Annotated in this window: 23 protein-coding genes and 2 pseudogenes; 9 read left to right on the top strand and 16 right to left on the bottom strand. The window is 44.2% G+C overall.

The window, feature by feature from the left end; all coding sequences use genetic code 11:
- Positions 1-124: 124 nt before the first annotated feature.
- Positions 125-832 carry a DNA alkylation repair protein gene (locus tag MHI55_RS04535; RefSeq protein ID WP_340389013.1) on the bottom strand — a complete coding sequence of 236 codons (708 nt, stop codon included), beginning with the start codon at positions 830-832 and terminating at the stop codon, positions 125-127.
- A gap of 517 nt (positions 833-1,349) precedes the next feature.
- On the opposite strand from MHI55_RS04535, the gene MHI55_RS04530 reads away from it, so the two are divergent.
- Complete coding sequence (locus tag MHI55_RS04530) at positions 1,350-2,513, top strand: glycoside hydrolase family 27 protein (RefSeq protein WP_340389011.1); 1,164 nt, start codon at positions 1,350-1,352, stop codon at positions 2,511-2,513.
- A gap of 206 nt (positions 2,514-2,719) precedes the next feature.
- Here MHI55_RS04530 and MHI55_RS04525 read toward each other — a convergent pair whose 3' ends face one another.
- Positions 2,720-3,529, bottom strand: coding sequence for an AraC family transcriptional regulator (locus tag MHI55_RS04525; protein WP_340389009.1), 810 nt, complete (start codon positions 3,527-3,529; stop codon positions 2,720-2,722).
- 112 nt (positions 3,530-3,641) lie between these two features.
- Here MHI55_RS04525 and MHI55_RS04520 point away from each other — a divergent pair, with 112 nt between their 5' ends.
- Positions 3,642-5,177 carry a carboxylesterase family protein gene (locus MHI55_RS04520; protein WP_340389007.1) on the top strand — a complete coding sequence of 512 codons (1,536 nt, stop codon included), beginning with the start codon at positions 3,642-3,644 and terminating at the stop codon, positions 5,175-5,177.
- A 194-nt stretch (positions 5,178-5,371) separates the two neighbouring features.
- Here the strand turns inward: MHI55_RS04520 and MHI55_RS04515 are convergent, their stop codons facing one another.
- Together MHI55_RS04515 and MHI55_RS04510 are read right to left on the bottom strand one after the other, a co-directional pair.
- Complete coding sequence (locus tag MHI55_RS04515) at positions 5,372-6,712, bottom strand: HAMP domain-containing sensor histidine kinase (RefSeq protein ID WP_340389005.1); 1,341 nt, start codon at positions 6,710-6,712, stop codon at positions 5,372-5,374.
- Complete coding sequence (locus tag MHI55_RS04510) at positions 6,705-7,397, bottom strand: response regulator transcription factor (RefSeq protein WP_340389003.1); 693 nt, start codon at positions 7,395-7,397, stop codon at positions 6,705-6,707. Before MHI55_RS04510 ends, MHI55_RS04515 begins: the two co-directional genes overlap by 8 nt.
- A gap of 183 nt (positions 7,398-7,580) precedes the next feature.
- Between MHI55_RS04510 and MHI55_RS04505 the strand changes: the two genes are divergently transcribed.
- Both MHI55_RS04505 and MHI55_RS04500 read left to right on the top strand, forming a co-directional pair.
- The gene (locus MHI55_RS04505; protein ID WP_340389001.1) at positions 7,581-8,324 is read left to right on the top strand and encodes a TVP38/TMEM64 family protein; all 744 of its coding nucleotides are present in this window, start codon (positions 7,581-7,583) and stop codon (positions 8,322-8,324) included.
- Between the two features lie 44 nt (positions 8,325-8,368).
- Positions 8,369-8,947: a GNAT family N-acetyltransferase gene (locus tag MHI55_RS04500; protein WP_340388999.1), complete on the top strand. Its 579-nt coding sequence runs from the start codon at positions 8,369-8,371 to the stop codon at positions 8,945-8,947.
- A gap of 191 nt (positions 8,948-9,138) precedes the next feature.
- On the opposite strand, the gene MHI55_RS04495 is transcribed toward MHI55_RS04500, so the two are convergent.
- Together MHI55_RS04495 and MHI55_RS04490 are read right to left on the bottom strand one after the other, a co-directional pair.
- On the bottom strand, positions 9,139-10,305 hold the full coding sequence (locus tag MHI55_RS04495; protein ID WP_076253801.1) for a cobalamin-independent methionine synthase II family protein: 1,167 nt from the start codon (positions 10,303-10,305) through the stop codon (positions 9,139-9,141).
- A 170-nt stretch (positions 10,306-10,475) separates the two neighbouring features.
- Entirely contained in the window at positions 10,476-11,045 is a 570-nt protein-coding gene (locus MHI55_RS04490; protein WP_340388997.1) for a hypothetical protein, read from the bottom strand.
- 252 nt (positions 11,046-11,297) lie between these two features.
- Between MHI55_RS04490 and MHI55_RS04485 the strand changes: the two genes are divergently transcribed.
- A complete protein-coding gene (locus MHI55_RS04485) occupies positions 11,298-12,353 on the top strand; it encodes an ankyrin repeat domain-containing protein (protein ID WP_340388994.1) in 1,056 nt (351 codons plus the stop codon).
- A gap of 96 nt (positions 12,354-12,449) precedes the next feature.
- Here the strand turns inward: MHI55_RS04485 and MHI55_RS04480 are convergent, their stop codons facing one another.
- Positions 12,450-13,424, bottom strand: a complete 975-nt coding sequence (locus MHI55_RS04480; RefSeq protein ID WP_076215043.1) for a tRNA-dihydrouridine synthase — start codon at positions 13,422-13,424, stop codon at positions 12,450-12,452.
- A gap of 383 nt (positions 13,425-13,807) precedes the next feature.
- Here MHI55_RS04480 and MHI55_RS04475 point away from each other — a divergent pair, with 383 nt between their 5' ends.
- The 3 genes from MHI55_RS04475 to MHI55_RS04465 all read left to right on the top strand — a co-directional run bounded on the left by MHI55_RS04475 (position 13,808) and on the right by MHI55_RS04465 (position 17,207).
- Entirely contained in the window at positions 13,808-14,014 is a 207-nt protein-coding gene (locus MHI55_RS04475) for a DUF2536 family protein (protein ID WP_076329555.1), read from the top strand.
- 260 nt (positions 14,015-14,274) lie between these two features.
- Positions 14,275-15,156 carry a GNAT family N-acetyltransferase gene (locus tag MHI55_RS04470; RefSeq protein WP_340388992.1) on the top strand — a complete coding sequence of 294 codons (882 nt, stop codon included), beginning with the start codon at positions 14,275-14,277 and terminating at the stop codon, positions 15,154-15,156.
- Between the two features lie 383 nt (positions 15,157-15,539).
- Positions 15,540-17,207 carry a leucine-rich repeat domain-containing protein gene (locus tag MHI55_RS04465; protein ID WP_340388990.1) on the top strand — a complete coding sequence of 556 codons (1,668 nt, stop codon included), beginning with the start codon at positions 15,540-15,542 and terminating at the stop codon, positions 17,205-17,207.
- 137 nt (positions 17,208-17,344) lie between these two features.
- Here MHI55_RS04465 and MHI55_RS04460 read toward each other — a convergent pair whose 3' ends face one another.
- A complete protein-coding gene (locus MHI55_RS04460) occupies positions 17,345-17,926 on the bottom strand; it encodes a TetR/AcrR family transcriptional regulator (RefSeq protein WP_017690637.1) in 582 nt (193 codons plus the stop codon).
- A 149-nt stretch (positions 17,927-18,075) separates the two neighbouring features.
- Here MHI55_RS04460 and MHI55_RS04455 point away from each other — a divergent pair, with 149 nt between their 5' ends.
- Positions 18,076-19,017 (top strand): 2-dehydropantoate 2-reductase N-terminal domain-containing protein, encoded by a 942-nt coding sequence (locus MHI55_RS04455; protein WP_340388988.1) that lies wholly within the window; start codon positions 18,076-18,078, stop codon positions 19,015-19,017.
- 125 nt (positions 19,018-19,142) lie between these two features.
- On the opposite strand, the pseudogene MHI55_RS04450 reads toward MHI55_RS04455, so the two are convergent.
- The 8 genes and pseudogenes from MHI55_RS04450 to MHI55_RS04415 all read right to left on the bottom strand — a co-directional run.
- Positions 19,143-19,553: pseudogene (locus MHI55_RS04450) on the bottom strand (methyltransferase domain-containing protein); the annotation flags it as partial.
- Positions 19,480-19,829 (bottom strand): annotated as a pseudogene (locus MHI55_RS04445) (AIPR family protein). The pseudogenes MHI55_RS04445 and MHI55_RS04450, both read right to left, overlap by 74 nt.
- Positions 19,830-20,243: 414 nt before the next feature.
- Positions 20,244-21,278, bottom strand: a complete 1,035-nt coding sequence (locus MHI55_RS04440) for a hypothetical protein (RefSeq protein ID WP_076253808.1) — start codon at positions 21,276-21,278, stop codon at positions 20,244-20,246.
- 46 nt (positions 21,279-21,324) lie between these two features.
- On the bottom strand, positions 21,325-22,278 hold the full coding sequence (locus MHI55_RS04435; protein WP_076253809.1) for a class I SAM-dependent methyltransferase: 954 nt from the start codon (positions 22,276-22,278) through the stop codon (positions 21,325-21,327).
- Between the two features lie 5 nt (positions 22,279-22,283).
- Positions 22,284-23,132, bottom strand: coding sequence for an FkbM family methyltransferase (locus MHI55_RS04430; protein WP_036606035.1), 849 nt, complete (start codon positions 23,130-23,132; stop codon positions 22,284-22,286).
- Between the two features lie 40 nt (positions 23,133-23,172).
- Positions 23,173-23,985 (bottom strand): ABC-2 family transporter protein, encoded by an 813-nt coding sequence (locus MHI55_RS04425; protein ID WP_017690645.1) that lies wholly within the window; start codon positions 23,983-23,985, stop codon positions 23,173-23,175.
- A 4-nt stretch (positions 23,986-23,989) separates the two neighbouring features.
- On the bottom strand, positions 23,990-24,799 hold the full coding sequence (locus tag MHI55_RS04420) for an ABC-2 family transporter protein (protein ID WP_017690646.1): 810 nt from the start codon (positions 24,797-24,799) through the stop codon (positions 23,990-23,992).
- Entirely contained in the window at positions 24,777-25,781 is a 1,005-nt protein-coding gene (locus tag MHI55_RS04415; RefSeq protein WP_074093526.1) for an ATP-binding cassette domain-containing protein, read from the bottom strand. Before MHI55_RS04415 ends, MHI55_RS04420 begins: the two co-directional genes overlap by 23 nt.
- Between the last annotated feature and the right edge of the window lie 19 nt (positions 25,782-25,800).

Genomic DNA, 25,800 nt, shown 5'->3' with positions numbered 1-25,800 from the left:
TTAGCGCACGGCTCTCTTTGCATTATAAGCTGTTTCTGTCCTCATTATAACATGGAGATTGTGGATTTCAATCCCACGATCTCCATATGTTCCGTATGTTAAAACTGACGATACGGCGAAAATTTCAGCATCTTACATATTTACGCTTGAACCCCGTCCGACCTTTATCCACTGCCTTTTGGATATTCTCAGAGGCATTCAGCAGCTTGCTCTTGGGCTTGTCCTTGTTCACTTCGACAGGTCCCACAGCCTTGGCTATCTCCACTGCCTGATCGTGCAACGGTTGATAGGATGTTGCAACGGTATACAGGAAATTGTTCATCGAATATTTCGTTCGTTCCGGAGATTCGTGAATCGTCTTTTTCACCTGTTCCAGCATCTCCATCAGTTTATTCTCCGAAAACTCAGCATCCTTTCGACTGCCGAGCAACCAACAGTAACAGCTCCATCCCGCTGACATTCTCAGTTCATCCCCACTCGCGATCCACTTATCCGAAACTTCTTGAGCAATATCCGTCTCTGCCAACGTGACGGCAACGATGAAGTCAGAGATCATGTAAAAATAAGCAGCGTCAATCCAACGGTCAAAATCAGCTTCCGTCATTGCTTGAGGATCGGCAATCACGCCCGCAAAGTACATCGCATCATAATTCCCCGTCGCGTATAGTTGCTCTGCCAAAGGTTGATCCTTTTTGATCCGCTTCGCCATTGGTTTCATCGCTCCGGTTGCCACGCCAAATAGCGGTTCATGCGCACCGTTAGAGATATAGATTTTTTTCGTTCGTTCTTTACCCAGCGCTTCTAGCTCTTGCATCACTTCATCTAGATTCATTTCGCGACACTCCCCATCCTATAAATTATATATCTAATCAAATCAAACAGACACTTATGTTTAACGAAAAACCGATGGGGAAATCGCACATTATCCCATTCGAACTATTCCGCCATTTGCATAATCATTCCGACGAGATTACTACCTTACGTATGAGGGATTCCCCACTGGGGTATTTTTCCTGAAAAAACTGAATTCTATTCAAATTTCCCTGTGGCTCTGACAACCTGTTCGAGCATTATCACCGATCATAACATCTATACCAGCGTTTCGCACAGATCCCTGAAAAGATAGATATAACTTCTTCGCAGACAGACATTTTTCCTTTCTTATGCTTCTACCGGCAACTTCTGAATACCTGCCCAGAGCCTGATTGGAAGAGGGAATTCCCCCAGCACAAGCAGAGCAACATATGTCCATGTCCAAGCAACGTTAAGCTATGGCAGGATACGTCACTCATCGTTTATGTTCAGTTTAGTGTTGTTAACAAAACCGAGATGAGGAAGGATGCGAGAGCATGAGCAACAATCAAGTGTTAGGCTTTGCCCCTGCCCTGGGCTGGAATTCGTGGAACACCTTTACGTGGGATATTAACGAACAATTAATTCGGGATGTCGCTGATGTGTTTGTATCGGAAGGTTATCTGGCCGCTGGTTACGAGTATATTGTCATTGATGATTGCTGGAGCCTGAAGGAACGGGATGCAAACGGCAATCTGGTGGCTGACCCGGATAAATTCCCGAGTGGAATGAGAGCGCTTTCTGATTATATCCATAGCAAAGGACTGAAGTTCGGCATGTATTCATGCGTGGGTACACATACATGTGCCGGGTATCCAGGTAGCTTCGAGCATGAATTCCAGGATGCTGCCCTTTTTGCCGAATGGGGCGTTGATTATTTGAAGTATGATTACTGCTTCAAGCCGCGCCATATCTCAGGAGAGTTGCTATACAAACGGATGAGCCTTGCGCTCAAAAACTGCGGACGCGATATCCTGTTCTCCGCCTGCAACTGGGGAGCCGACGACGTATACGATTGGATTCGGGAATCGGGCGCTCATATGTACCGCTCCACCGGCGATATCCGTGACAATTGGGATTCAGTGAAGGAACTTGCCCTGTCTCAATTGGGAAAACAAAGCTACACCGGCTCCTTCTGCCATAACGACATGGATATGCTGATTGTAGGTATGTACGGTGGAAGCAACAATGATTATATTGGCAGCATCGGTGGATGCAACGACATCGAATATAAAACCCACTTCTCACTCTGGTCCATGATGGGGTCCCCATTAATGATCGGATGTGACGTGCGCAAGGCTAACCAGATTACAAAGGATATTCTCCTGAATCCTGACCTGATCGCTATCAATCAGGATGTAGAAGCGCGCGGAGCTTACCGCATTAAACCAGAACCGCAATGGTTTCACACAGACGATGTATTTATGCTGGTGAAGGTACTCACAGATGGTGATCTAGCTATTGGTTTCTTCAACCTGAGCGACAGCCAGCGGGAATTGTCTTTGCAATTTTGGGATATGGGTCTGCCTTATGCTGCCGGTTATGCCCTGTCCCTGTATGACTGCTGGGAACATCAAGAGCTTGGCGTATTCCGTGAACGCTTCGCTCCCGTTGTCGCAGCACATGATTGCCTCGTCGTCCGGGCCAAACTGGTTAAATAGATGGCTCAACATCGCCTGTGCACCTCCTGTCAGGTCCCGCTCTCTTCAGACGATGTGGGCATCTACCTCAAATTGATCTCGCGCTCTGCTCAGCAATTTCTGTGCATTGATTGTATAGGAGTGAAGCTGAACTGTGGACGTGAGCCTATTGAGAAGCTGATCCGTTATTTCCGAGAGTCCGGGAACTGCGCCCTGTTCCGTTAACTTTATACCTTCGTCCGGTGCAGCGTAATGTACTCTGTTGGCGTGTGTGAAGTTGATTTCTTGAATACTTTGGAAAAATATAACGGATCATTGTAACCAACAGAATAAGCTACCGATTGAATTGGCAGGCCCGACGTCTTCAGCAGTTCACAGGCGCGCTCGATTCGACAGTGTGTAATATACTCCAAAACAGACTTGCCGGTTGCTGCCTTAAACAGACGAAACAAATAACTGCGCTCCAGATTAACTGCCTTTACGATCTCCGTGACAGTCAATGTTGGCTTCCAGTAGTTCTGCTCGATGTACTTTCTCGCCAGCCAGACATAATCCTTGGCGTCCACCTGCGGCTCTTTCGGATAATGCTCCATATAGTAGGAGAGCAGCAGACGCAAACGTGCATCCGCCCGCAGTAATTCATAAGATGATGCACCCGCGTTCCAGGCAAGGTGGAAAAAAGGCTGCAATGTCTCCGGCGAGACCGTCACCACGGGTTGTACCTCTGAGAGCTGTGTCAGCCCCAGCAACCGCCCGGCATCCTCACCGCTAAACTCCACCCAGACGTACTCCCATGGATCTTGCGGGTCTGGATAATAGTAAATCTCCTTTTGCGGAAATATGATAAAGCTTTCCCCCGTAACGAGCCGAAAAACGCGGCCGCCCGTCTCCAGCGTCCCTTGGCCGCGGATAATATAGTGCAGCGCATAAACGTCACGCACGCCTGGCCCCCATTGGTGAGGGTTAGCTGGCTTGTGACCACCGCTGATAAAATACAAATTACTGGCTCTACTGCTCTCATGCCAAATCGGATTCAACCACGATTCCCCCTTTCTAAGGCGCCCTGTTCTGGCGTTAGGTTTATCTTATATATCGTTGATCAGATGCTCGGTAACGCTTACATGCTAAATCCAGAGAGGAGAATGTTGTATGCTTAGAATGGTTACGGTAGAACATGGACAAGTGCAAGGACTGCCCGCGGCGGACCCGCGGATTACCAGCTTCAAGGGAATTCCTTTTGCCGCACCTCCTGTAGGTGAGAACCGCTGGCGCGCTCCGCAGCCGCAGTCGAACTGGGAAGGTGTACTGCAAGCTTTTGATTTTGCCCCCATCTCCATGCAAGCCCCAACAGTCATCGATGATAACAATATCTATACCCGCGAATGGGCCGTTGATCCCGACCTGCCCATGGACGAGGATTGTCTGTATCTGAATGTCTGGACACCCGCCAAGCGTACGGACGTGAAGTTGCCTGTTTTTGTCTGGTATTTTGGCGGGGGCCTGCAAGTCGGCCATACGGCCGAAATGGAATTTGATGGCGAGCGAATCGCTCGTAGAGGTATTGTCGTTGTGACGATTAATTATCGGCTGAATGCCTTTGGCTTCCTGTGCCATCCTGAGATTAGTGCCGAATCCCCACATGCACCCGCCAACTTTGGTCATCTTGATCAGCAAGCAGGTACCCAGTGGGTCAAACGTAACATTGCCGCCTTTGGCGGTGATCCAGAACAGATCACCATCGGCGGACAGTCGGCAGGCGGAGGAAGTGTACTCAGCCAGATGACCTCTCCTCAAAATAAAGGCTTGTTCCAGCGAGCCGTCATCATGAGCGGTATAGCTACCGAGTTGTACCCGAAGGTCCGCGTGCCTTCTGTCCGCTCCACACTAAGGGATGCAGAGCAAGCAGGGGTTGAATTTTTCGGCTTCCTGGGCGTATCTTCCCTGGCTGAGGCGAGACAACTGGATGCTGAATATCTCCGTGACAAAGCACTCGAATACAAAAGCTTCTGGGGAACCGTCATCGACGAACAATTCTGCGCAGGCGATCCGTTTACTCGTTTTCTTCAGCAGGAGCGCGAGGCGATACCCGTAATGCTGGGGCATACGTCTTCCGAATTTTGGACCCGGCCCGCCGCAACCAATCTGGAAGAACTGAAGCAGATGGTTGTGGAGCTCTTTGGCGAGGATGCTCCTGCCTTTTTGCAACTATGTGAGGCTGATTCCGGCCAAATCGAACATGCTCTGCAACAAGCATCGGTCCGCATGATCCAACATGCCATTCTGCTCGCCATCCGCGCGAACAGCGGTCATCCGTCTGAAACGCCTCTCTACTATTATAACTTCGACGCCGAGATTCCGGGCTGGGACCAGCCAGGCACTTTTCACTCCGTTGATCTGTGGTTTTTCTTCGAAACACTTGCCAAATGCTGGCGGCCTTTCACAGGCAAGCATTATGATCTGGCTCGCCAGATGTGTAATTACTTATCCAACTTTATTGCTACAGGTGACCCAAACGGTTCGGACTCCACCGGAAAGCTGATGCCTCATTGGACTCCTTGTACTACAGAACAGCCGTATCTCATGGAATTTGGCGATCAGGCTCAATTACAGCAGGCTGAGTCTGGACCGATGCTCGCGTTTCTAATTGAACAATATTTCAAGAAACAGAATGCACCTGTTGTTTAAAACATGAGGTTTGCCCTCTCACGATATATGTAAGAGCCATGCTGTCGCATGGCTCTTTTTGTATAGTGTGAATGGTAGAGCGATGTTCATTCGCCCATGCCTATTTAGCAAGTTGCCCCACTACAGAAGCCTAAGGTAACAATCAGGCAGCCAAAGGAATCCCACGAACATTCAGCATCATTTCAAGAGATCCGTTAAATATGAGTCTGTGTTGGTTTGTTGAAGATGACAGGTAGCGTAATCTGTAGTGAAAAGATATCCTTTTCCTGCGATACCGTCAACGTCCCGTTATGCTGCTGGATCATTTTCTGACAACTAACGAGCCCAATTTCGTTGCTATCATTCTTTTTGCCAACACGTTTAATCTTATTCTCCACCCCAAGAATGACCCATTGTTGCCTCAAAGAAATCTGGATATGAACGGGATGCCCTGGATCGGCGTATTTTCGAATATTTGAAAATATATTATCCATTACGCGACGCATGGCGACCAGATTGATTTCCAGCAAAAACTCCTCATGATGTGCATCTGTCTGAACCTGCACATCTATATCGTCCAGAACCACTAGTTGCTCATCTATGAGTTGATCGATAAGCGCTCTGCCCACATACACTTCAAATTCTACTTCCTCTTCTTCAGCGGCGGATACCGTAAAATATTCAAATAGTTTGTCCGACAACACTTTGATCTGATAAGCCTTCTCCCGGCTATTATGAATATACTGCAATAGATCCTCATGTGTCTTATATTTGTTGAGCTCTATGATATCCATATATCCTAATAGAATCGTGAGTGGTGTTCGCAAATCATGGGAAATCGCCGTGATCAATTCACGGTTGGCCATCCTGACCCTCTCCTCGCTGTCCAGCCGCTCCACAAATGATTTTCTCATCTCATCAATACTCTGGGCCAGAGATGACAGTTCATCCTTTCCCGATATCGTAATCGAATAATCCAAATTTCCACCTTCGAGTATTTTGATCTCTTGTTCAAGCACGCCAATATAAGATGTTTTCTTATTAATCATCAGTAGAAAGGAAACAATGAACACAATGGCCGCTATGAAAACACCAATAATCAGAATGAGGTTGTAATATTGATACTCATAAAAGCTAACCAAGTATATCTGGGCATCCTGATCCGCAAAATGGATGGTGGTGATGGGTATTTTCGATGGCACGAATTGAGTTAACAACTCTTCATTGATGGCAGGATCAATCTCCGTGTTGGAGGAAAATATCAATTTGTCTTTTGCAAAAATATACAGATTTAAGTAGCGCTCATGTCTTATCCAAGCAGACAATTGCTCATGATCACGGGTTGACACGTTCTGGTTATCCACAAATGCTTCGAATCGATCAAGCGCATCTTGCTGCCTGTTCTCTACAAAAGTGGATTTGCTTAAATAACTATCCAATACAGTCTCGCCAACAACTTGTAAAATAACGAGTGCACTTATGGAAATGACCAAAGAAATGACAACCGCCAGAACCAGTTTAATCTTCAGCTTTTTTCCGATTAATAATCTATTCAATTTTGTACCCCTTCCCCCAAACGGTCTTCACATATTTAGGGTTCTGCGGGTCATCCTCCAGTTTGCCTCTCAAGTTACGAATATGAACCATCACTGTGTTATTACACGTATAAAAGTAGGGTTGCCCCCAAACACTCTCATATATATTTTCTGCCGAGAATACCTTTCGTCGCTTCTTAGCCAACAGCAGCAATATCTGGTATTCAATTTCAGTTAGAGCAATCTCCTTCTCTCCAACAAACACGGTTTTTGAATCCTGATGGACGGTAAGATCCTTAACGATAATCTGGTCCTTTTCTTCGGTCTTCTCCTTGCCCCGATATACATAATACCTCCGCAGTAAAGCCTTCACCCGCGAAACAAGTTCTGTATAGGAAAAGGGTTTGGACAAAAAGTCATCACTGCCTGAGGAAAAGGCCAATTGTTTGTCAGAATCCTGCGTTTTCGCCGTGAGAAACAGGATCGGTGCGCTTGTTTTTTCACGAATCTCCAGACAAGCCTTCAGCCCCGATTTATTGGGCATCATCATATCCAAAATAATGAGATCCGTCTCTTCGTTCACTTTATCAATCGCATCTTGACCATCTATCGCTTCAATCACTTCATAATTCTCACTCTCTAACAGAATCCTTACAATTTCACGAATTTCACTGTTATCATCAGCAATTAGAATTTTCTTGCTCATCTGATCCCTCCGTCTAATTTCAGTATAATATGCGCTATTAGCGACTACCAGCAAATACAATCGACTTAAGAATTCTTCAGAAGTTATGTAGGTATCTCTTAATAATTTCGTCTTATACTGTAAATATGTAGAAGTTATTAGACAAAGGGGTCGTCAGGTATGCCACAACCTTCGAAAAAAGTAATGATTAACATATTGTTGGGTCTGTTCATCATGTTGTCCATTGGTCTACTGGTGTATTATTCTCCTGCCCTTATTAAAATCATGTCTTCCATGGACAACTTCAGAGCGTATATTCACTCAACAGGCCATTGGGGTCCGGTCATGTTTATTTTATTCCAGATTCTTCAGATCGTGGTTGCACCTATTCCAGGAGAAGTGGTACAGATTGCAGGCGGTTATATCTATGGGGTTACACTTGGGTCCTTGTATACTACAATAGGTTTGATTATAGGCTCAGCGATTGCTTTTTATTTCACTCGTTTTATCGGTCGCGCTTATATTTCACGGCTAATGCAAAAGAAAAATAATAAGTGGATGTCGTTAATTCATGATGAGAAGAAGTTCTCCGCTTTTTTATTCATCTTTTTCGTAATTCCCGGCTTGCCCAAAGACATGCTTGTATTTGTCGCCGCACTTACATCGATTAGTTCGTATAGATTCTTCACGATCCTTATCGTCGGTCGTCTGCCATGGATCATCGCATCTACCGTTGTAGGGTCCACGATTCATATGCAACAATACACAATCGCCATTATTATTTCTGTTATCGCTGTAATCGGGTTTGTACTCGGTTATATCTATAGGGAGAAATTGGTGGGATTGTTCTCCCGGTCAGACAGTACCAAAGCCAAAGCCAAACCCAAGGCTATACCCAGTTATAGTACGAATAGGGAGTCTCGTAAAATAAAAAGAGATACAACATGAACAAAGCCAATCTATTGATATGAAAACCGGAGGTATATCATCTTATGCAAATACTTAAAACCAATCGATTAATCCTGAGAAATTTCACCGAAACGGACGCAGCCGGACTGTTGGAATACACAGCAAATCCCAGAGTGAATTGTTTTATGGATCAACGAATTTCAACGTTGGAAGACGCTGCGGCAGAGGTCGCAAAAAGAAGCAGTGACGATTCCCACATCGCAGTCTGTCTGAAAGACAGTAACGAGTTGATCGGTGAGCTGTTTGGTATGAGGGAAGATCGGGATTCCGATACGGATAAAGATTCGAATTCAGATACGTATAGTATAGGTTGGAATTTTAATGGCAGATTTGAAGGGAAAGGGTACGCCAGTGAGAGCGCCAATGCTTTCATCGAAAATCTCTTTATGGAACAGGGAATAAGAAGATTGTACGCTTATGTCGAGGATGATAACTTCCGTTCTCAGAAACTGTGTGAGAAGCTGGGCATGCGTCGGGAAGGTCTTTTTTTGGAGTTCATTTCATTTGTCAAAAATGAGGACGGCACACCGAAATACGAGAATACGTATCAATATGCTTTGTTGAAAAAGGAATGGCTGGCACAGCGTGAATCTCAGAAATAAAGAATGACAAGCCCCATCATTAGTTTAAAAAAGTTATAGAAATGAGAACGTACCCATACGTACGTTCCACAACAAATACGGCGGCTTCTCCCTGGATAGATTCCAGAGGAAAAGTCGCCGTTTCATTATTGCACAGAACACAATTGATCGAGCAATGTGTTTATAAGGTCACAATACATTCAGCTTGAATCCTAGACGGTGCTGCCCCAATATTGCTTTGCAATCTTCTGCCCTTGATCGATCTTCGCCCATTGCTGAGCTTCGCTTAATTCGTTTCCACCATCGCAGGATGCAAATCCGCATTGGTGAGACAACAGCAGCCGATCCTTATCGATGATTTTGGATGCTTCGTCCAGCAAACGGACAACACGTGCTTCATCATCGAGTGTACTCGTTTTGGATGACAACAGACCCAGTACAATTTCCGTTTCAGGTCTGTCCTTGAACACTTCCAGAGCTTCAATTGAACCCGCACGATCATCATCCCACTCCAGGAAGAAACGGTCATACTTCAATTGCTTCAGGAACAGATTCGCAATTTTGGCATACGATCCACCACCCATGTTGCGGGAATCATAATTGCCGCGGCAGTTATGTGTCCACATTTTCAAGCCAAGGCTATGACCAAAGTCAATCACGGTATTATTAATATCAATGAATTCGGTAGCAAGTCCCTTTACTTCATCTTGATTAATATTTTCCCCTGTAAACGGAGAGTTCGGGTTGTCGTCTGCAAACAGTTCCCACAAGCAATCATCGAATTGCAGAATTTTTCCGCCCACTGCAGCGAATTCCTCCACGAATTCCTTATACGCGATCACAAGACCCTCTTTGAGCTCCTGTATGTTTTGATATACAGCATCCGTACCACCAATGTTATCTGACCAGGAAAGCTCACCAAAAATATGGGAAGGAGACGGTACGCAAAGTTTCGTTTGTTGCTCGCCAGCCGTGTCTTGCAGTTGTTGGAACAGTTGAATGAAATGATGGTTCTTTCCACTCAATTTATCAGTGATGCGCAGTCCAATATCTTTGCGTGTTTCATATTTCGAAGTTCCGTCCACATCTCTGAAAAAATAGCCGTGATCCGCGATGTAACGCTTCACTCCGCCAAATCCCCATACAAAGTCCAGATGCCACATCGATTTGGAGAATTCGCCATCGGTAACCACGGACAAGTTATGTTCGATTTCCTTAGCGACAACTTGTTTGATTGCCTCTGTCTCACACTTCTCATATCCTTCGTAGTTTTCATAGAACGGATATTGGATATCATCATTATGTTCAATTTGCGTTTTATATTTCAGCAGCTCATCCGGCCGCAATAAACTTCCTACGATCTGGAACTTATCAGTCATGTAAAAAACCCCCTCGTTGTATACAATGATCATATCATGCTGAGAGCAGTTAGAAGGGATACTAAAAAACCATAACTGGTTATAGTTAAAAGCTATATCCACTTATTATACAGATTTCAGTGAAACCGTCACCGACACAGTGTACCTCTATCCGTGAACGTTATTCAATTTCACACCGTACGACGACGCAGTTCATAAAAATACTGAACGGCTGGATGCTTTAATTTGACCTGCTCCGACATATTTAGAATTCTCTTTTTGCCAACTCGTCTGTCCATTAAAGCCAGAATATTAAACAAGATATCCTTGCTCTCCAGATTATCCTCTATAGAAGTGGATAAATACGTCGTAGCTGCAACGGTAAAATTCGATTTACTAAGTGCGGTCTGAGCCAACAAAAGCTCTTTGGCAAGTACGGAGATTTTTCTACTTCTTGCCATGACTTGAAGACGATCCTCGGGAATGGGTCCTTTGGAATCTTTTCTGATAGCTTCAATCTCTTCATCGCTCACAGGAATCATGATTTCCGGGTCGCTCTTGATCTCCTGCTCTGACTGATACCATCGAATTGGGGTTGTAGTATCACTCATGTTGAGTACATTCTTTTTATCTACAGTAATATAACAATTGCCTGATTTATCAGGTGAATAGCTATAGCTGGTGGCACGGTACTCCGCCCTTCCAACTAACGCAGGACTAAGAAAACTCTCCAGTTGTTGCTTCAATTTACTCCAGGACATAGATCCTCCTATTATCAAAAGCCTACCGCATGAATTGCGGTGATCATTTCAAATATTTTCCAATCCGTCTCCAGTATCAACATTCATCTAAATTATAACATAGCAAACCAAATGGATGATGGAAGAAACCCAGTTATTGGTTTTAAAATCCCCTATGTGATAAAATTGCAGAAAATTATCTACTTACTATTAAATCGTCATAGCCTACCATTGGAACATACGTTGTTATTCACAAAGGAGAGGAAGAGTGTAATGGCTACGAAGGAAGCAACCTTACCTGCTCATATGGAAAAACTCGTTAAAGATAATGATATCGCTACCGTAAAAGAAATTTTCGAGCAATGCGAATGGGATGCACGTGGGGGTTATAGCAAAGGTACGGCCCTCAGCTTTCGGCATATTTCGGATGAATTGGTCCGCTGGCTGGTAGCGCAAGGAGCAGACATTAATGCACGCGACAAATATCAACGCACGCCTTTACATGCCCATGCCTCACACTGGTCAGGAAATGTACCCCTGTTCCTTGAATTAGGTGCGGATCTGGACGCTGTGGATTACCAAAATGAAACACCGTTACATGCAGCGGTCAATGGGTATCGAACCAAAGTGGTTCAAGAGTTGGTAAACCAAGGCGCTACGATTAACGTAGAAAATAAACAGGGAAATACGCCATTAGCTAAGGGGTTAGCCAATTGCAGGAATAGCGATATAGTCAGTATGTCGAAAATTTCAGCAATTCTGCTGGATGCTGGTGCAGCAGTCACCTCGGAAATGAAAGAGTCTGTGAAGCGGATCGGTAAGGATTTTGAATTCGTCCGTGAGAAGTTCAATAAGGACAAGGTCGATGGAGTTTCAGACGCGCTGATCAAACTGTACCGTCTATTTGATGTCGAGCCTGTAGCGAATCGGATCATGCACGATGGAACTGCACCCATTCAGGTAAAGGCAACCACCTGGCCCAAGCAGCACCAAGAGCTGTGGGAATATCTCATCCCTGCTCAGGGCCACGCTCAAACGGTGCAGGGAGAGGTCATTCGCATCACAGGACGTGTGTCCCATGAAGTATTAGATAATGGCGGAGGAAACTGGGATGCGGAGTATCGCAAGATGCTAGATGCGCTAATTCGTTATCTGGGCACTGGAGCGCCACTCGCCCCCGCACTTCTCCAAGAGGCAGCAGACTTGGCCAGCAGGCTTCATAATGGATACGATTTTGATGCGCCTGCCAGATTATCCGAGTTGGCGGTATTATGGGTGCTTGCCAATCCTCAGCCGGTCACTATAGAGAAGCCAGAGTATACGCGTTAAACAGTAAAGCAAAAAAAAGAAGCGGAAAAGTTACCGCTTCTTTTTTTCTATTTAATCTACCTGGATCATACTCCGTATCCATGATTACGTCTTACTCTACTCCACCTGTTCATTACTTTCAAACTCAATGAGCAATTCGCGTACTTTAGAAGTGGTTTTGGCGTTCATCAAGCTGTTTCTGAGCTCACTAGCACCGCGGAAGCCTCGAACATAGATTTTGAAAAAACGGGCCAGCGGGCTGAACGAACGCGGTTCAAGCTCAGAATATTGATCATGGAGATCCAGATGCAGCCGTAGCAGATCAAGCAATTCCTTACTGCTGTGTTCCTTCGGCTCCTTCTCAAAAGCAAACGGATTCTGGAAAATACCGCGTCCAATCATAATACCATCCACACCATATTGCTCCACGAGCCTGAGGCCTGTTTCACGGTCAGGAATATCCCCATTAATCGTCAGCAGTGTATTAGGCGCTATCTCATCACGAAGTTTTTTAATCTCCGGAATCAGTTCCCAGTGAGCATCTACTTTGCTCATTTCTTCTCTCGTCCGCAGATGAATGGACAGGTTCACAATGTCCTGTTGCAAAATATGGGTCAACCAGTCGCGCCATTCATCGACCTCAGTAAATCCGAGACGCGTTTTTACACTGACCGGTAGCCCCCCGGCTTTCGCTGCCTGAATAATCTCCGCCGCAAGGGCTGGCCGGCAGATCAATCCACTTCCTTTTCCATTCTCGGCTACATTCGCTACCGGACAACCCATATTGATATCGATGCCTTTAAAGCCTTCTTTCGCCATACCGATACTCATCTCACGAAAGAATTCAGGTTTATCTCCCCAGATATGAGCCACAATCGGCTGTTCGTCCGCTGTAAAAGTTAACCGTCCGCGCACACTATGGTGCCCCTCCGGGTGACAATAACTCTCTGTGTTCGCAAACTCCGTAAAAAACACATCCGGTCTGCCCGCTTCACCTACGACATGCCGAAACACAACATCCGTCACATCTTCCATGGGTGCCAGTATAAAAAATGGTCGTGGCAATTCACGCCAAAAGTTTTCCTTTGTCATCTCAAAAGCTCCTCTATACCTTCCAGGACAGTCTCTGTCCTCATTAATAGTTAAAATAGTAAAACTCGTAACTCATACATCTGCTTGCTATCATTTACATGATCATTCGCAGTTTCGTTGCAATTCACATTATGCTGTCCTTGCTTCTTCACTTATACCATGCAAATGTAACTTTGTTCAAACAGCAGTATCTGTTATTCTTCCATTAGATCTTCAGATTAATGGAAGTTCGATGATCTCAAAATTGCCCTTTTCCGATTTTATCACGTCTTTATTAGATTTTCAGCCCGATTGCTCTTGCCGAACTGGAAAAGCTCCTCTAAAATGAAGCTCGACAGGCTTTTAACCTGCAAATCGAGATTTTAAGGAGGCCTGAATGATATATGGAAATTTCACTGGATATGATCAAAGACAAAGTCGAATGCTTGCAGGCTTATGACTTCCGTGAACTGGAACGAGCGATCGAAGAGCGAATCGGAATGAACAAAGCATTAATGCTGCGCGTGAAGCAAGTTCAGCATCAAGTAACGTTTGACCCTTTTCGCAACAAGATGTTATATAGTGCAATCGTGCATTTTGCCGTAAATTAATGGACCAAGATTTTCAATAGTGAAAAACAGTTCACTGACGCAATTGCATTTAAACATATCCTATAAAGCATGCAAAAAAGAAGACGCGAATTCGCTCGCGTCTCTTTCCATATCAAACTCCATTTTCTCTTATTAAAACTCCTGCTTAACCAACAACAACTTATAAGCAGAATTTCACCTGTAATCATACTTTACATAGTTAAATACGGGATCGTACCACTTTACAAACAGTCATTTTTGAGGATTAAGGGGGTAATACCATGCAAGAATTAATATTTATGAAGAATTATAAAAACAATGAAGTGCTGCGCAAGAGTTTTTTCGAGCTTGCTGTCAACACGTTTGAGATCAATTTTGAAGATTGGTATCAACAAGGATACTGGGGCGAGCGTTACATCCCTTATTCATATGTCGATGGAGACCAGGTTATTGCCAACGTTTCTGTTAACATCCTTGAGCTCATCATTCACGGTGAGAAGAAAAAAGCGATTCAAATCGGCACGGTGATGACACATCCTGATTATCGGGGGAAAGGACTCTCTACACGTTTAATGAACAAAGTTTTAGAGGAATACGAGAACAAGTACGATTACATGTACCTTTTCGCCAATGAATCGGTGCTTGATTTTTACCACAAGTTTGGGTTTAAGCCTGTGGAAGAGCATCTTTTTTCAATGAATTATACGGCAAAAAAATCACCTGAGCCTGCGGACATCCGAAAACTAAATGTAACTAACGCGGAGGATTTACGTCTTATTCAAAAATTGGCATCGGAAAGATTGCCTGTTTCTCAGCATTTCGCAACCCATCATGCTCAAGGAATACTCATGTTTTATTGCCTGAATGTCTTTAGTGATGACATTTATTACTTGGAAAACGAAAACGTCATTGTTATTTATCAGAAAGAAGACAATCATATTGAGCTCTTCGACGTTGTTAGCTTAAACGAAATGAATATGAAATATATCTTGGATAAGATTGCAGATGAAGGTACGGAGAAAATAACCTTTCATTTCACTCCAGATGCAACAGATGATATCGTTCTAAAAAGTTCGATCACCAATGAAGGTTTATTTGTAAGAACCCATGGTGAACATCTCTACCCTCTGCACGTTAAACATCCGATTACATCTATTGCTTGATGATTTATTTAATAAGACCTACCACCAGACCATACTTAAAAAAGATCAAAAAGGAGCAGGATTTCCCTGCTCCTTCGTTATGTGAAACTTCTTTCTCTCATCAAACGTAAATTCACAAGGTATAATGAAATCAGATGACCGTTCAGCATGATCTTATGACCATCATAATGAAGGAGGGGACATTCGTGGCGTTTATCCCGCTAAACTGCCCCAATTGCAACGGAAAAATCGAATACAAGAAGGATGAGGTTTTAAAGTGTCCCTATTGTGAAACAGAGCTTTTATTGAAGCAAAATCATGTCTATTACGTAGACCAGACTATTAATCATTACCATGGAACGCCCCCTAAAGTACCACCGAAGCAGACTGCCTCCGTAAAGGTAATGCTGATACTGATGTTAGTCCTAACTGGCGCGATCGGTACATATTTTTATTATAGCAACAGCTCCACCTATCCAAAAACAGAAGCCAATCTGCCTGTACGAAAGATGCCTGAAAGCGAGGTTCTGCTCTCATTTTTGCGAGATATCTTTGATAAAGGGTCCGCCTTGCCAACAGAGGAGGAATTGGCTCGTATTCGCTATTTAACCGTAGAGCATTCGGAGAATGATCAGTGGAAGTTTACATATAGCCTCTCCGATCCCTTCAGCGATGAACAGGCCGAGAAGATCACTTATATTACTCAGGATAAGAAACTGAATAGCCAGCGGATTGATCAGCGAGATTTTGAAGCTTTTAAGGGACTGACGGCATTGGATCTGACGAATACCTATGAAATATCCCAGACGGACCAAACCACTTTGGCCCATATGCCCGGATTAAAAAGTTATGGTGGCGCTTTTAACGAATCCTTTAGTACATTTTCGGGCTACTTTGGCGACAAGTCTAAAATTACGGAGCTTACCACTCAGCTTCGCAGCAATCAGGAATTGGCTATGTTGCTGGAATTCCCCAATCTGAACTCTTTATCCATTACCTATGTGGATGAGTCCGTAACAGATTTTCACTTGTTAAACCAATTGCCAATCAAGTCCCTGTCGCTCACCTTTGTCGATGAACTCGGATGGTTGTCGTCCATGACCGGGTTATCATCCTTGTCTATACAGTACAGTGAAACCACAGACCTGCAGCCGCTGTATGCCTTGACCCAGCTTCAGGAGCTTCAGTTGTCCTATTTAACGAATGTAAAGTCCATCAACTTTGTGCAAAATATGCCTGCTCTACAAACGTTAGATATTGAAAATGTAAACTTCTCCAGTCTGGAGCGCTTGACCGGCAAAAACTCTATTACCACACTACGCCTGGCTTCTCTAAGTGAGCTTGGCTCGGTAAAGGCCATAAACAGTCTGCCCTCTTTGCGGGAATTAACGTTGTCCGGCTACTACGAAAATGCAGAAGCGCTGAAACTGCCTAAAGTAGAGCGAGTGGAAATTCCAAGCTCCTTTCTCCCCGGGCTAAAGGCCCCGGTTACAACCAGTCTGACGCTCCGTGGCGGAAGTGGGGAATTGAACTTGGCTGCGCTGGGGAAATTCCCGAAACTGGAGCAACTCTCGCTCTGGGAGATCGATGAAATAACCCGTCTTGCCGCCCTGGACGGCTTGTCCCGCCTAGAGACCTTAAACATTTACGACTCGTCACTGTTCAAGGAAAGCGACGCCTTATTTCGTTTGAAGCAGGTGAAATCTTTGGTGTGCTCCGAGTGCAGGCTGAACTTTGAACAAAAGGCGGCCGCGGAGAACAGCGTACTTGAACATTTGACCTTAAACCAGTCATATTTTAGTATGAACAATACCTCTGTTACTGAAATTGATCAAATGATGCCTTACTTTGCCAACATGTCCGCTCTGCGTTCCTTCACTCTGCAAGACAGCAATTTGGCTTCTCTCGAATTTATGAGTAAATGGAAGGCCATAGAAGAGCTTCATCTCGAGAACAACGCCATTTCCAATATCGAGACCCTAAGCCAGCTGCCTAATCTGCAAAAGGTATATCTATCCGGTAATTCCGTACAAAACAAATCCGTGCTTGGAACGGACGTGAAGGTATATTAATTACCGCCTGGGATGATGGGAGTTTTATACTACTATAATTAATGGATGGTATTGAAACAAAGACAAGAAGGGGTTCGAGAATTATGTATAAATTCTCGAACCCCTTCTGTTTATGTTTAGCTTTCTAACCATCATCGCTACACTCCAGAACGCTGCGGATTGACCGTGCCAAAGATATGATACGGTGTTATCCCCTTTGAAAATAGACTATCGATCAGTTTGATCAATTCCTCCGACGATAGATCTTTGTCGTTGCGTATCCAAAGACGAAACATAGATATTAATGTTGAAATGTAAAACTCAATGATATATGGTGCCAAGACATCATCTGTTGGAAAATCCACAATCAATCGCTCAAAGGGAATTTCTCTTTTCAAGCGTTCCACAAAATGAACAGAACCATAGTCGCCCAATATAGCTTTAAGAACTGAAATCTCCTCTGCATTTTCTAAGCATTGAAGTGCATCTTGAATAGTATGTGTAGAAAACTCTCTGCCTGCCATTTCCTCCTTAATGGATTTCAAAATACGCTCCTCAACGCAGTCCAACAACTCATAGATATCTGTAAAGTATTGATAAAATGTACTCCGATTATATCCTGATTGGTTAGCAATCTCTTGAATAGATATTTTTTCGATGGGTTTTTGGCTATATAAATCGCAGAATACATTTATGAATGTCTGCCTTGTTTTATCCGTAATTTCAGGTTGCTTTTTCATTATTTTCCTCCGTTTGCTGTTCGATCAATTATCCGACAGATATTAAAAATCTGATGGTTGATGACCGTATAGTGAATCAATACAATAATATTATACAACACGTTGTTGGATCATCAACAAGGATGAATATTGATTATTAGGAGGCTAAGATGAGAATTTTATTTTTCGGTAGAGGTGTAATATCGACCCAATACGCGTGGGCTTTCGAAAAGGCAGGCCACACCGTTGAGTTTTACGTTAGAAAAGGGAGAAAAGAAACCTTCGGAAGTCATATAGCGCTTGAAATGTGGGACGCACGAAGAGCGAAACGGTTAATCAAGGAAAAATGGAAAGTCAAGCTGCATGAGGAGATAAGCCCAAATTACGATCTTATTATTGCGAGTGTCAACACGAAACAACTTCCCGAAGCAGCACAATTACTATCGACTACTGCGGGTAACACCCCGATCCTTATTTTCAATAATATTTGGCAGGATTTAAAATCATCGATCTTGCCCTTGTCTATGAACAATGTTGTCTTTGGTTTCCCAGGAGCAGGAGGCGGCATTGAGGACAATAAGCTTAGGGGCGGCTTCTTAAAAACGATATTTCTGGAAAAACCACGTGTAGGCACGGAACAGATAAACAACAAGGTCAAAGAACTATTTGAAAGCGCCCATTTTAAAATCAATTGGATAAAGGATATGCAAAGCTGGCTATGGAATCACTTTGCCGTGAATGCGGCGATGGAGACCGAGGTGTTAAAACGGGGAAGTTTTCCAGCACTTATGAATCATCGTGACTCATTCGCAAATGTTGGTAAGAATATGCGGGAAATGGCACCTGTACTTAAAGCAAGAGGCGCAAAGATGGACGCGATTACTCTACTGTTGACCAAAATTCCATCAGCACTTCTCAGCACGCTGTTTAACAAGGTTATTTTTGCAAAGGGCAGCTTACCGCGACTTTTCATTGAATACAACAATAGTAAAGCCGGTTTTGCAGTACTTGAAGTTGTGAGAGAAGCAAAAAAGTTAGGTATACCTTCACCACGTCTTACTGCGGCATTTGCAAACACTGAGCAACAACACAAAGCTATTGAAAAAGGATAAACTGGAAAACTTGATATTGTTCAGACCAACATCAACTCTACTAATGGTTATAACAACTATAGCCCGAGCTTTAGAAGCTTCGGGCAAAGTAATTTATTAAAACAGGTAAATGTAGCTTCAAAACACTACACCCTAACCAACATCGCTACACTATCCACATGCACCGTATGTGGGAACATATCCACCGGCGTTACCTCAACCGTGCGATATCCACCATCCTCCAGCACAAGAAGATCACGTGCCAACGTACTCGGATTACAACTCACATACACCACTCGCTCCGGCTTCATCTCCAGGATCGTTTCCAGCAAACGTGGATCACAGCCCTTCCGCGGTGGATCAACTACGATCACATCAGCTTCAATACCTTGTTCTTTCTAGCATGGAATACCTTCCTCGGATGCGCCAACTTCGAACTTCACGTTACGCATCTCGTTCAAGAACGCATTGCTGCGAGCATCTTCAATCGCTTCGGGCACGATCTCCACCCCGTATACCTGATCCGCATGTTGCGCCAGGAAAAGAGAGATCGTTCCACTCTGTGATGTAATCTGCGAAAGAAGCAAAGCTATACTGCGCCACCTTGGATACAACATCTGGCTTTTTAAGCCAAGAATTTTCACTCTTAGATAGAGAGGTTTTTTCAATGAGTTGAGTTTTCGGATTTTCGAGCTGAAATTTAGTTTTTCTGTTTTTGTCAGATACGCCTGTTCGATGAGATATTCTCCACTTACTCTTTCATAAAACCAATGTGTTCTGCGTTGTGACCCTCCTATATTTGGAGCCCACACACGCTGTGAATTGCTTTTCATTTCTTTATGATATGGATTATTTGAAGAAAAGTCCTTACATTTTGCTCAAAAAACCTCTGTCCGAATTAATCATAGATCTTTACAAGATCATCACCTGTCATAAATGAAAGATAAGACGGCCTCGTTGAACAAACGGGACACGGTAGTTCAGAGGGAAAAAGAAAAAGAGGGGTTAATTGCCCCTCTTTGCTATTTCCGCCAATACATCTCAACTATTAGTCTTTCCTGACCAACAGTGAGTAACACTCCACATGACTAGTGTGCTGTAACAAAATCAAAACAAAAAAACGGCATCTCAGCCGTTTGTGATTAAAGTGTTGATGCAGACAGCGGCGGCGGTTTTCATACGATGAAAAGACACATGCACAGTATGCCTGTTGATGCGGCTCATTTCTAGCAATATTAGATGTGATTTTACCTGAAAGCCTTTAACATTAAGAATAATTGATTATTAAAATGTACTTCATTCGTATATATTTTTGTAAATAAACCAATGCACTTGTCTATGATTTCCCCAGTGAGCTTTTGGGACATGATGGCTTTATTCGAATAGATCCTTACTGCCTTCCAGTCATGAATAATTTGGTCCAATAACGGGTCAAGCGTATGTTTTGCATTGATATGATCAATGTTGTACTTATAGAGAGTATTTAACCTGTATTTCTCAGAACATTTTCTATAAATAGTACTGCTCAGTGTTTCTATAATCGTTTCATTTTTTATAATGAGCTCGTAATTTTCTGCCAACAACAGTATATTATTCAAACTTTCCGTTATTTCATTTTGATACCTGCACATATTTTCTACGAATGTATTGATGGTTGTGTGTGCTAAATTCTTATTGTTCAAGATCTCATGATTACCGGGGGGCACTAGCGCATATTCCCAAAAGTAGTCTGGCATCTTTACGTGTTCCGAAGTCATACATGACCATTTAAATTCTGAAAATGGCAGAGAATATTGTCTGTATTCTGTAATATCATCAACCGTATATATTTCCTCGTTCGTAAGATTGAAGCCATAGACAAAAACAGGGTGCAGTCCATGTTTTTGGTTATAGTAAAAGTCTCTCCCGCGTTGATAAAATAAATCAATAAATATGGAAATCGGATGACCACTTGAAATAGAGTTTATGATCTCATCTTGTAACGTATCTAGTTCAGGGGATTTTTTACGAATAGAGATCCCCATTTCCTCAAGGATCTGATCTCCCTCCTCAAGATCCAACACCTCTAACTTGAAATATCCTCTTGTTTGTATTTTTTGTTTATCAAATCTATAAATACTAATAACATTATTCAAAATCGGCAACTCATCTTTTTTAAAATATCTGGCAAGCGTTAACAACAAATTGTAGCCGCAATTAAAATAAGGAAAATTATGATGAGGATACATTTTTGTCATGCCGTCGAAGGGCTGAAAGGTGTCCAGGGAAATAATTTCTTCCATAAAATATTTCTCCTATACTAAAATTATTGTTGATATTACGGCTATATTACCTCTTAACAAGGTTCATCATACGGTATTGCCGCGTTCCAACCTTCATCTCTTCATATTTCTTCGAGCCGGGCAATGCGATGAATTCATTGATATCTCCAATATTCGTGCTCGCTTTGGCGTTGCTCGCAATCCCTTGTGTGCCAGTACGCTGCTTCGCACTCTCATCACATGATAGAAGAACATTCGAAGTCACATCCTGATTGCGGATTACAGACAGGCCTGCTTCCTCTAACAGCCTGATGTTCTGCGCTACCTGATCTCCCAGCATCAGCTCCGTATACAGAAATACGCCGCCAACTCTCATTATCCGGTACACCTCTTCATAGAATCGTGATCGGTTCGGATAGGCATGTGCGGATTCTATATTTAACACCACATCGAAGCTCTCGTCTGCAAACGGTATATTCTCCGCATCGCCGACGAGATACAAAGATTCACCCCCTCGGGATTTGGCATTGCAATAGGCAATATTCGCCGGGCAGATGTCGAGACCGACAATAGACAGCGGCTTGAAATATTTAGACAGAGCTGCTATGTTCCCTCCCCTGCCGCATCCGATGTCGATCACCTGCCGCTCCCGAATCGCCGTCCTGCCCACTGTCTCAAGCAGCAGCTTGACCGAGTTTCTATTCCATGCATCGTCGGGCTCGATCACCGCATGTTGCTCATTCCCGTGCGGGACGTAACCATAATTTAAGAAGGTGGCGAATCGGCCTATACCGGACAGCGCAAGAGAGTGCGAAATCTCGCTATAATCCCGAATTTCAGCCTCTTTCCGATTCCATTCGGAAGGGTGGACAAACTGCTCACGCCGGTCGAGCATCGATACATAACGGTCATCGTTCGTATATACCGCATCGCAGCTGCAGCATTGCAGCAATGCCTCCGACTGGACCAGCACGCCCTTGCAGCTGGAGCATACCAACCTTGCATGTAGATGTTGTAGCATGACTATCACCCAGCCGACGTATGCATTTGATTCAACGCGTACACATTATAGTAATTTGGGATATTCAAATCTTCATAGTAATCGATCACGGCATAAAAGCCGTTGGTTTGGAAGATGTTCTCGAGCCTGCTGATCTGCTCTCCGTCCAGTCCGTGTACCTCCATTACAATTTGCCTGATTTTGCCCCAATCTTCCGGTTCGATTCCTTCCAGCACCTCGAACTCACTTTTTTCCACGTCGATTTTGAGAAGATCAATTTGGTTCAGATCATAAAAACGGATCATTTCGGAGATCGTAGTTAGCTTGCAACGATAGATTTGTTCATTCAGAAGCTTCGGCGACATAAGATGATCGACAAAGCGGTTTAGCATTCGCCGGTCAGCGAAATTATCTTCGTAATGGTTGATTAACCCGTATCGGAGATCCTGATCGTGGTTCTCCCTGTATTTGATCTGGACAGAGTCCGTGGACATCGTAGGAAAATAGGCAAACTCCGCTTCCTTGATCTCATTGGAAAGCCCGACGTTAACCGTCGTTACGCGAGGCAGCGAACTCGTATTCATCTTCAAGAGTTTAAACGTCGGAGGCAGTGGCTCAAAGGCATACACCCTGCAGTCGCTCTTGCTGCTGACATATAGGCTGAACATGCCGATATTAGCCCCGACGTCCAGGACCGTGCCATGATCCGGAAGCGTAATACCGTGCTTGAAATACATCTCCTTGTGGAAAATCTCGTTGTAGAGAAACTCGGTCTCTCCTTCGTTGTTTTGATAGATTTCAATCCCGTTGTGCAGCCGTTTCTTTGTAATGGCCTCTGTCTGCAATGGATGACGCTCATGCTCCGTCTTGCTCATTCAATTCACCTTCTCAACAATTTGTTTGTAGGGCATTTCTCTAACTGCTGGCGCTTTCATAGCGTTTGACGGCCAGCTTCCAGAACAGCCTGACCACTAGAAGCGATATAACGGGAGCTACAAAAATCCATATCCCAAGGAACAAGTCCAATCGATCGATCAAATAAACCGACGGCATGTTGGTGATGAACAAGATCGGCACAACATACAGCCCTATTCTCCGCAGCCATTTGGGGTATATGTACATCGGCATATTGTTTAAATCCCAACATTTGTCGAGTATTTCGAAGATCGAACCGGACTTCACCGTCCAGAAGGCAAGGATTTGCGGAAGTAGAAGCACCGAATAGGTCACGATCGTGCTACTCAAGATCACGCCGATATATCCGGCCACGTGGATCAAGCTTGGCTCGATGTCAAGACGCCGCCAAGCCAGTACGATCATCGTGATCCCGGCGATCAGGTTCGGGATCGGAAACGCGAAGTTAACGTGCCGGAATGAAATCATGAACTGCAGCGAAAGCGGCTTCGTCATATACAAGTCCAGCGTCCCGTTGCGGATATGGCCGGCGAATCTATAAAAGTTATCCATAAACAGTCCTGTATAGATTGCGATCATAATCGTATAGGTCCCCGTGAAGATCAACATCTGGTCAGGAGAAATGCCATTGATTTCGATCCCGAGCTGGAAAACGAACAAGATATAGATCAGCTTGGAAAACAGAAATACGGTCTCCATGATCAAACCGGAGTAGAAATTCGCTTTGTATTCCATGTAACCGACCAAGCTGTTCTTTGCGAAAATAAAGAACATACGTACATGCTTCCGAAACTCCGTCAAGCTGATACTCACAGATCTAACCTCCAACGGCTACATATTTCCTCATCCCGGAATCCCACGACAACTTCGAAATCATCATAAGAACAATTACCCAGACCGCTTGTAAGAGGAGTCCGCGCACGATTTCATGAATCGCCATGCTGCCATTGATGATGTTAACCGGGAAGAATACGACATATTGAAACGGTAAATAGCTGGAGATTCTGGCAAACGTATCTCCGAAAATATTAAGCGGAAAGATGGCACCACTTAGCAGATAGACGCCTTGATTGAACGCGATATAAACGCCCCAAACCTCGGTAATGATGAACGCGAGAGCACTAATCGAATAAAAAAGCAGGAAGTTGATGAGCAGTCCGAACAGAATGCTGACCAGGAACATAACGATCTGCACCCCTCTAAGCTGAAACCCCCAAATCTGAGTAAAAACGATCATCAGTATGACGAATAAGACAAGGACGACCCCGATCTGAACCGTTTTCCCACCGAAAAAATTGCATATCCGATAGCTGAAATAATGAATGGGCTGAGCGATAAATTTGCTCAGTCCACCCGTCTTGATATCATTCGCGATTTCCCCTTCGAAGCCGGCAGAAACCAGCTTGGAGACGACGCCGGACAACACGGAATAAATGATGATCTGTGAATAAGTATAGCCATTAATAATCTCTTGCGGCGAACTGCGAAACACGGCCGTCCAGAGGAAGCATTGGACGAGAATGATGAAGCCGCCGCTGATGATACTCATAAAGAAATCGGTCCGATACTCCATCGCATTCTGAAGCGCAAGGATGTACGTCCTTTTATACTTCTGTAAGGCTTTCATGTCTGACCCCATCTTTCTGATACAAGCTTTCGATGCCTCGCTCGACAGGTATATCTTCAACTGTGAAATCGAGGATCGGGAACCGGTCCAGCATCATCTTGGAAAGCCGCTGAAGGTCATGCTTATCGATCTCCATGACGGCATTCATGCCGTCATGTTGCATGATAGCGCCATAGTCGCTTAGCGCTTGCCTTGGCACTTCGTCCGTAAATTGCAGCTTGATGATCTTTTTTGCATGAAACAGCTCGTTCACACGCCGAAGATCGCCGTCGTATACGATCTTCCCTTGATTGATGATGATTGTTCGTTTGCATAAATCCTCAATATCCGCCATATAGTGACTTGTCAGAATGACCGTTGCTTTCGTCTGCTGGTTATAATACTTCAGGAACTCCCGAATGCGCTTCTGCGAAATCAGATCGAGTCCGATTGTAGGCTCATCCAGAAAAATCACCTTAGGCCGGTGGATGAGCGACGCAATTAACTCCATCTTCATCCGTTCCCCCAGCGAAAGCCTACGTACCTGAATATTGAGCAGATCTTTAACATCAAGCATCTCCGTAAGCTCATCCAGGACAAGGTTGTAGGGCTTATCCTCGACCTCATAAATGCATTTGTTCAGGTACAACGATTCGTTCGCCGGTAAATCCCACCACAACTGCGATTTCTGCCCCATCACGATCGAGAACTGCATCTTGAATTCTTTTTTTCGCTCCCAAGGGACATAGCCTAATACCGTCGCTTGCCCGCTTGTCGGATACAAGATGCCGGACAGCATCTTAAGCGTAGTTGTTTTGCCGGAACCGTTCGGGCCTAAGAACCCGACCATCTCGCCTTGCTCGATTACAAGTGATATCTCGCTAACCGCTTCTTTGATCAGTGATTTCCGCTTCACTAAATTTTTTAGCGATTTTTTGAAACCCAATTCTTTTTCGTAGTAATTGAAGCTTTTGGATAAGCGTTCCACTTGGATAATGCTCACTGGTTCACCTCATTTATGC

Source organism: Paenibacillus sp. FSL E2-0151 (assembly GCF_037993015.1).
In the GTDB taxonomy this organism is placed as follows: domain Bacteria; phylum Bacillota; class Bacilli; order Paenibacillales; family Paenibacillaceae; genus Paenibacillus; species Paenibacillus amylolyticus.
This window is presented reverse-complemented; position numbering and strand designations above follow the sequence as displayed.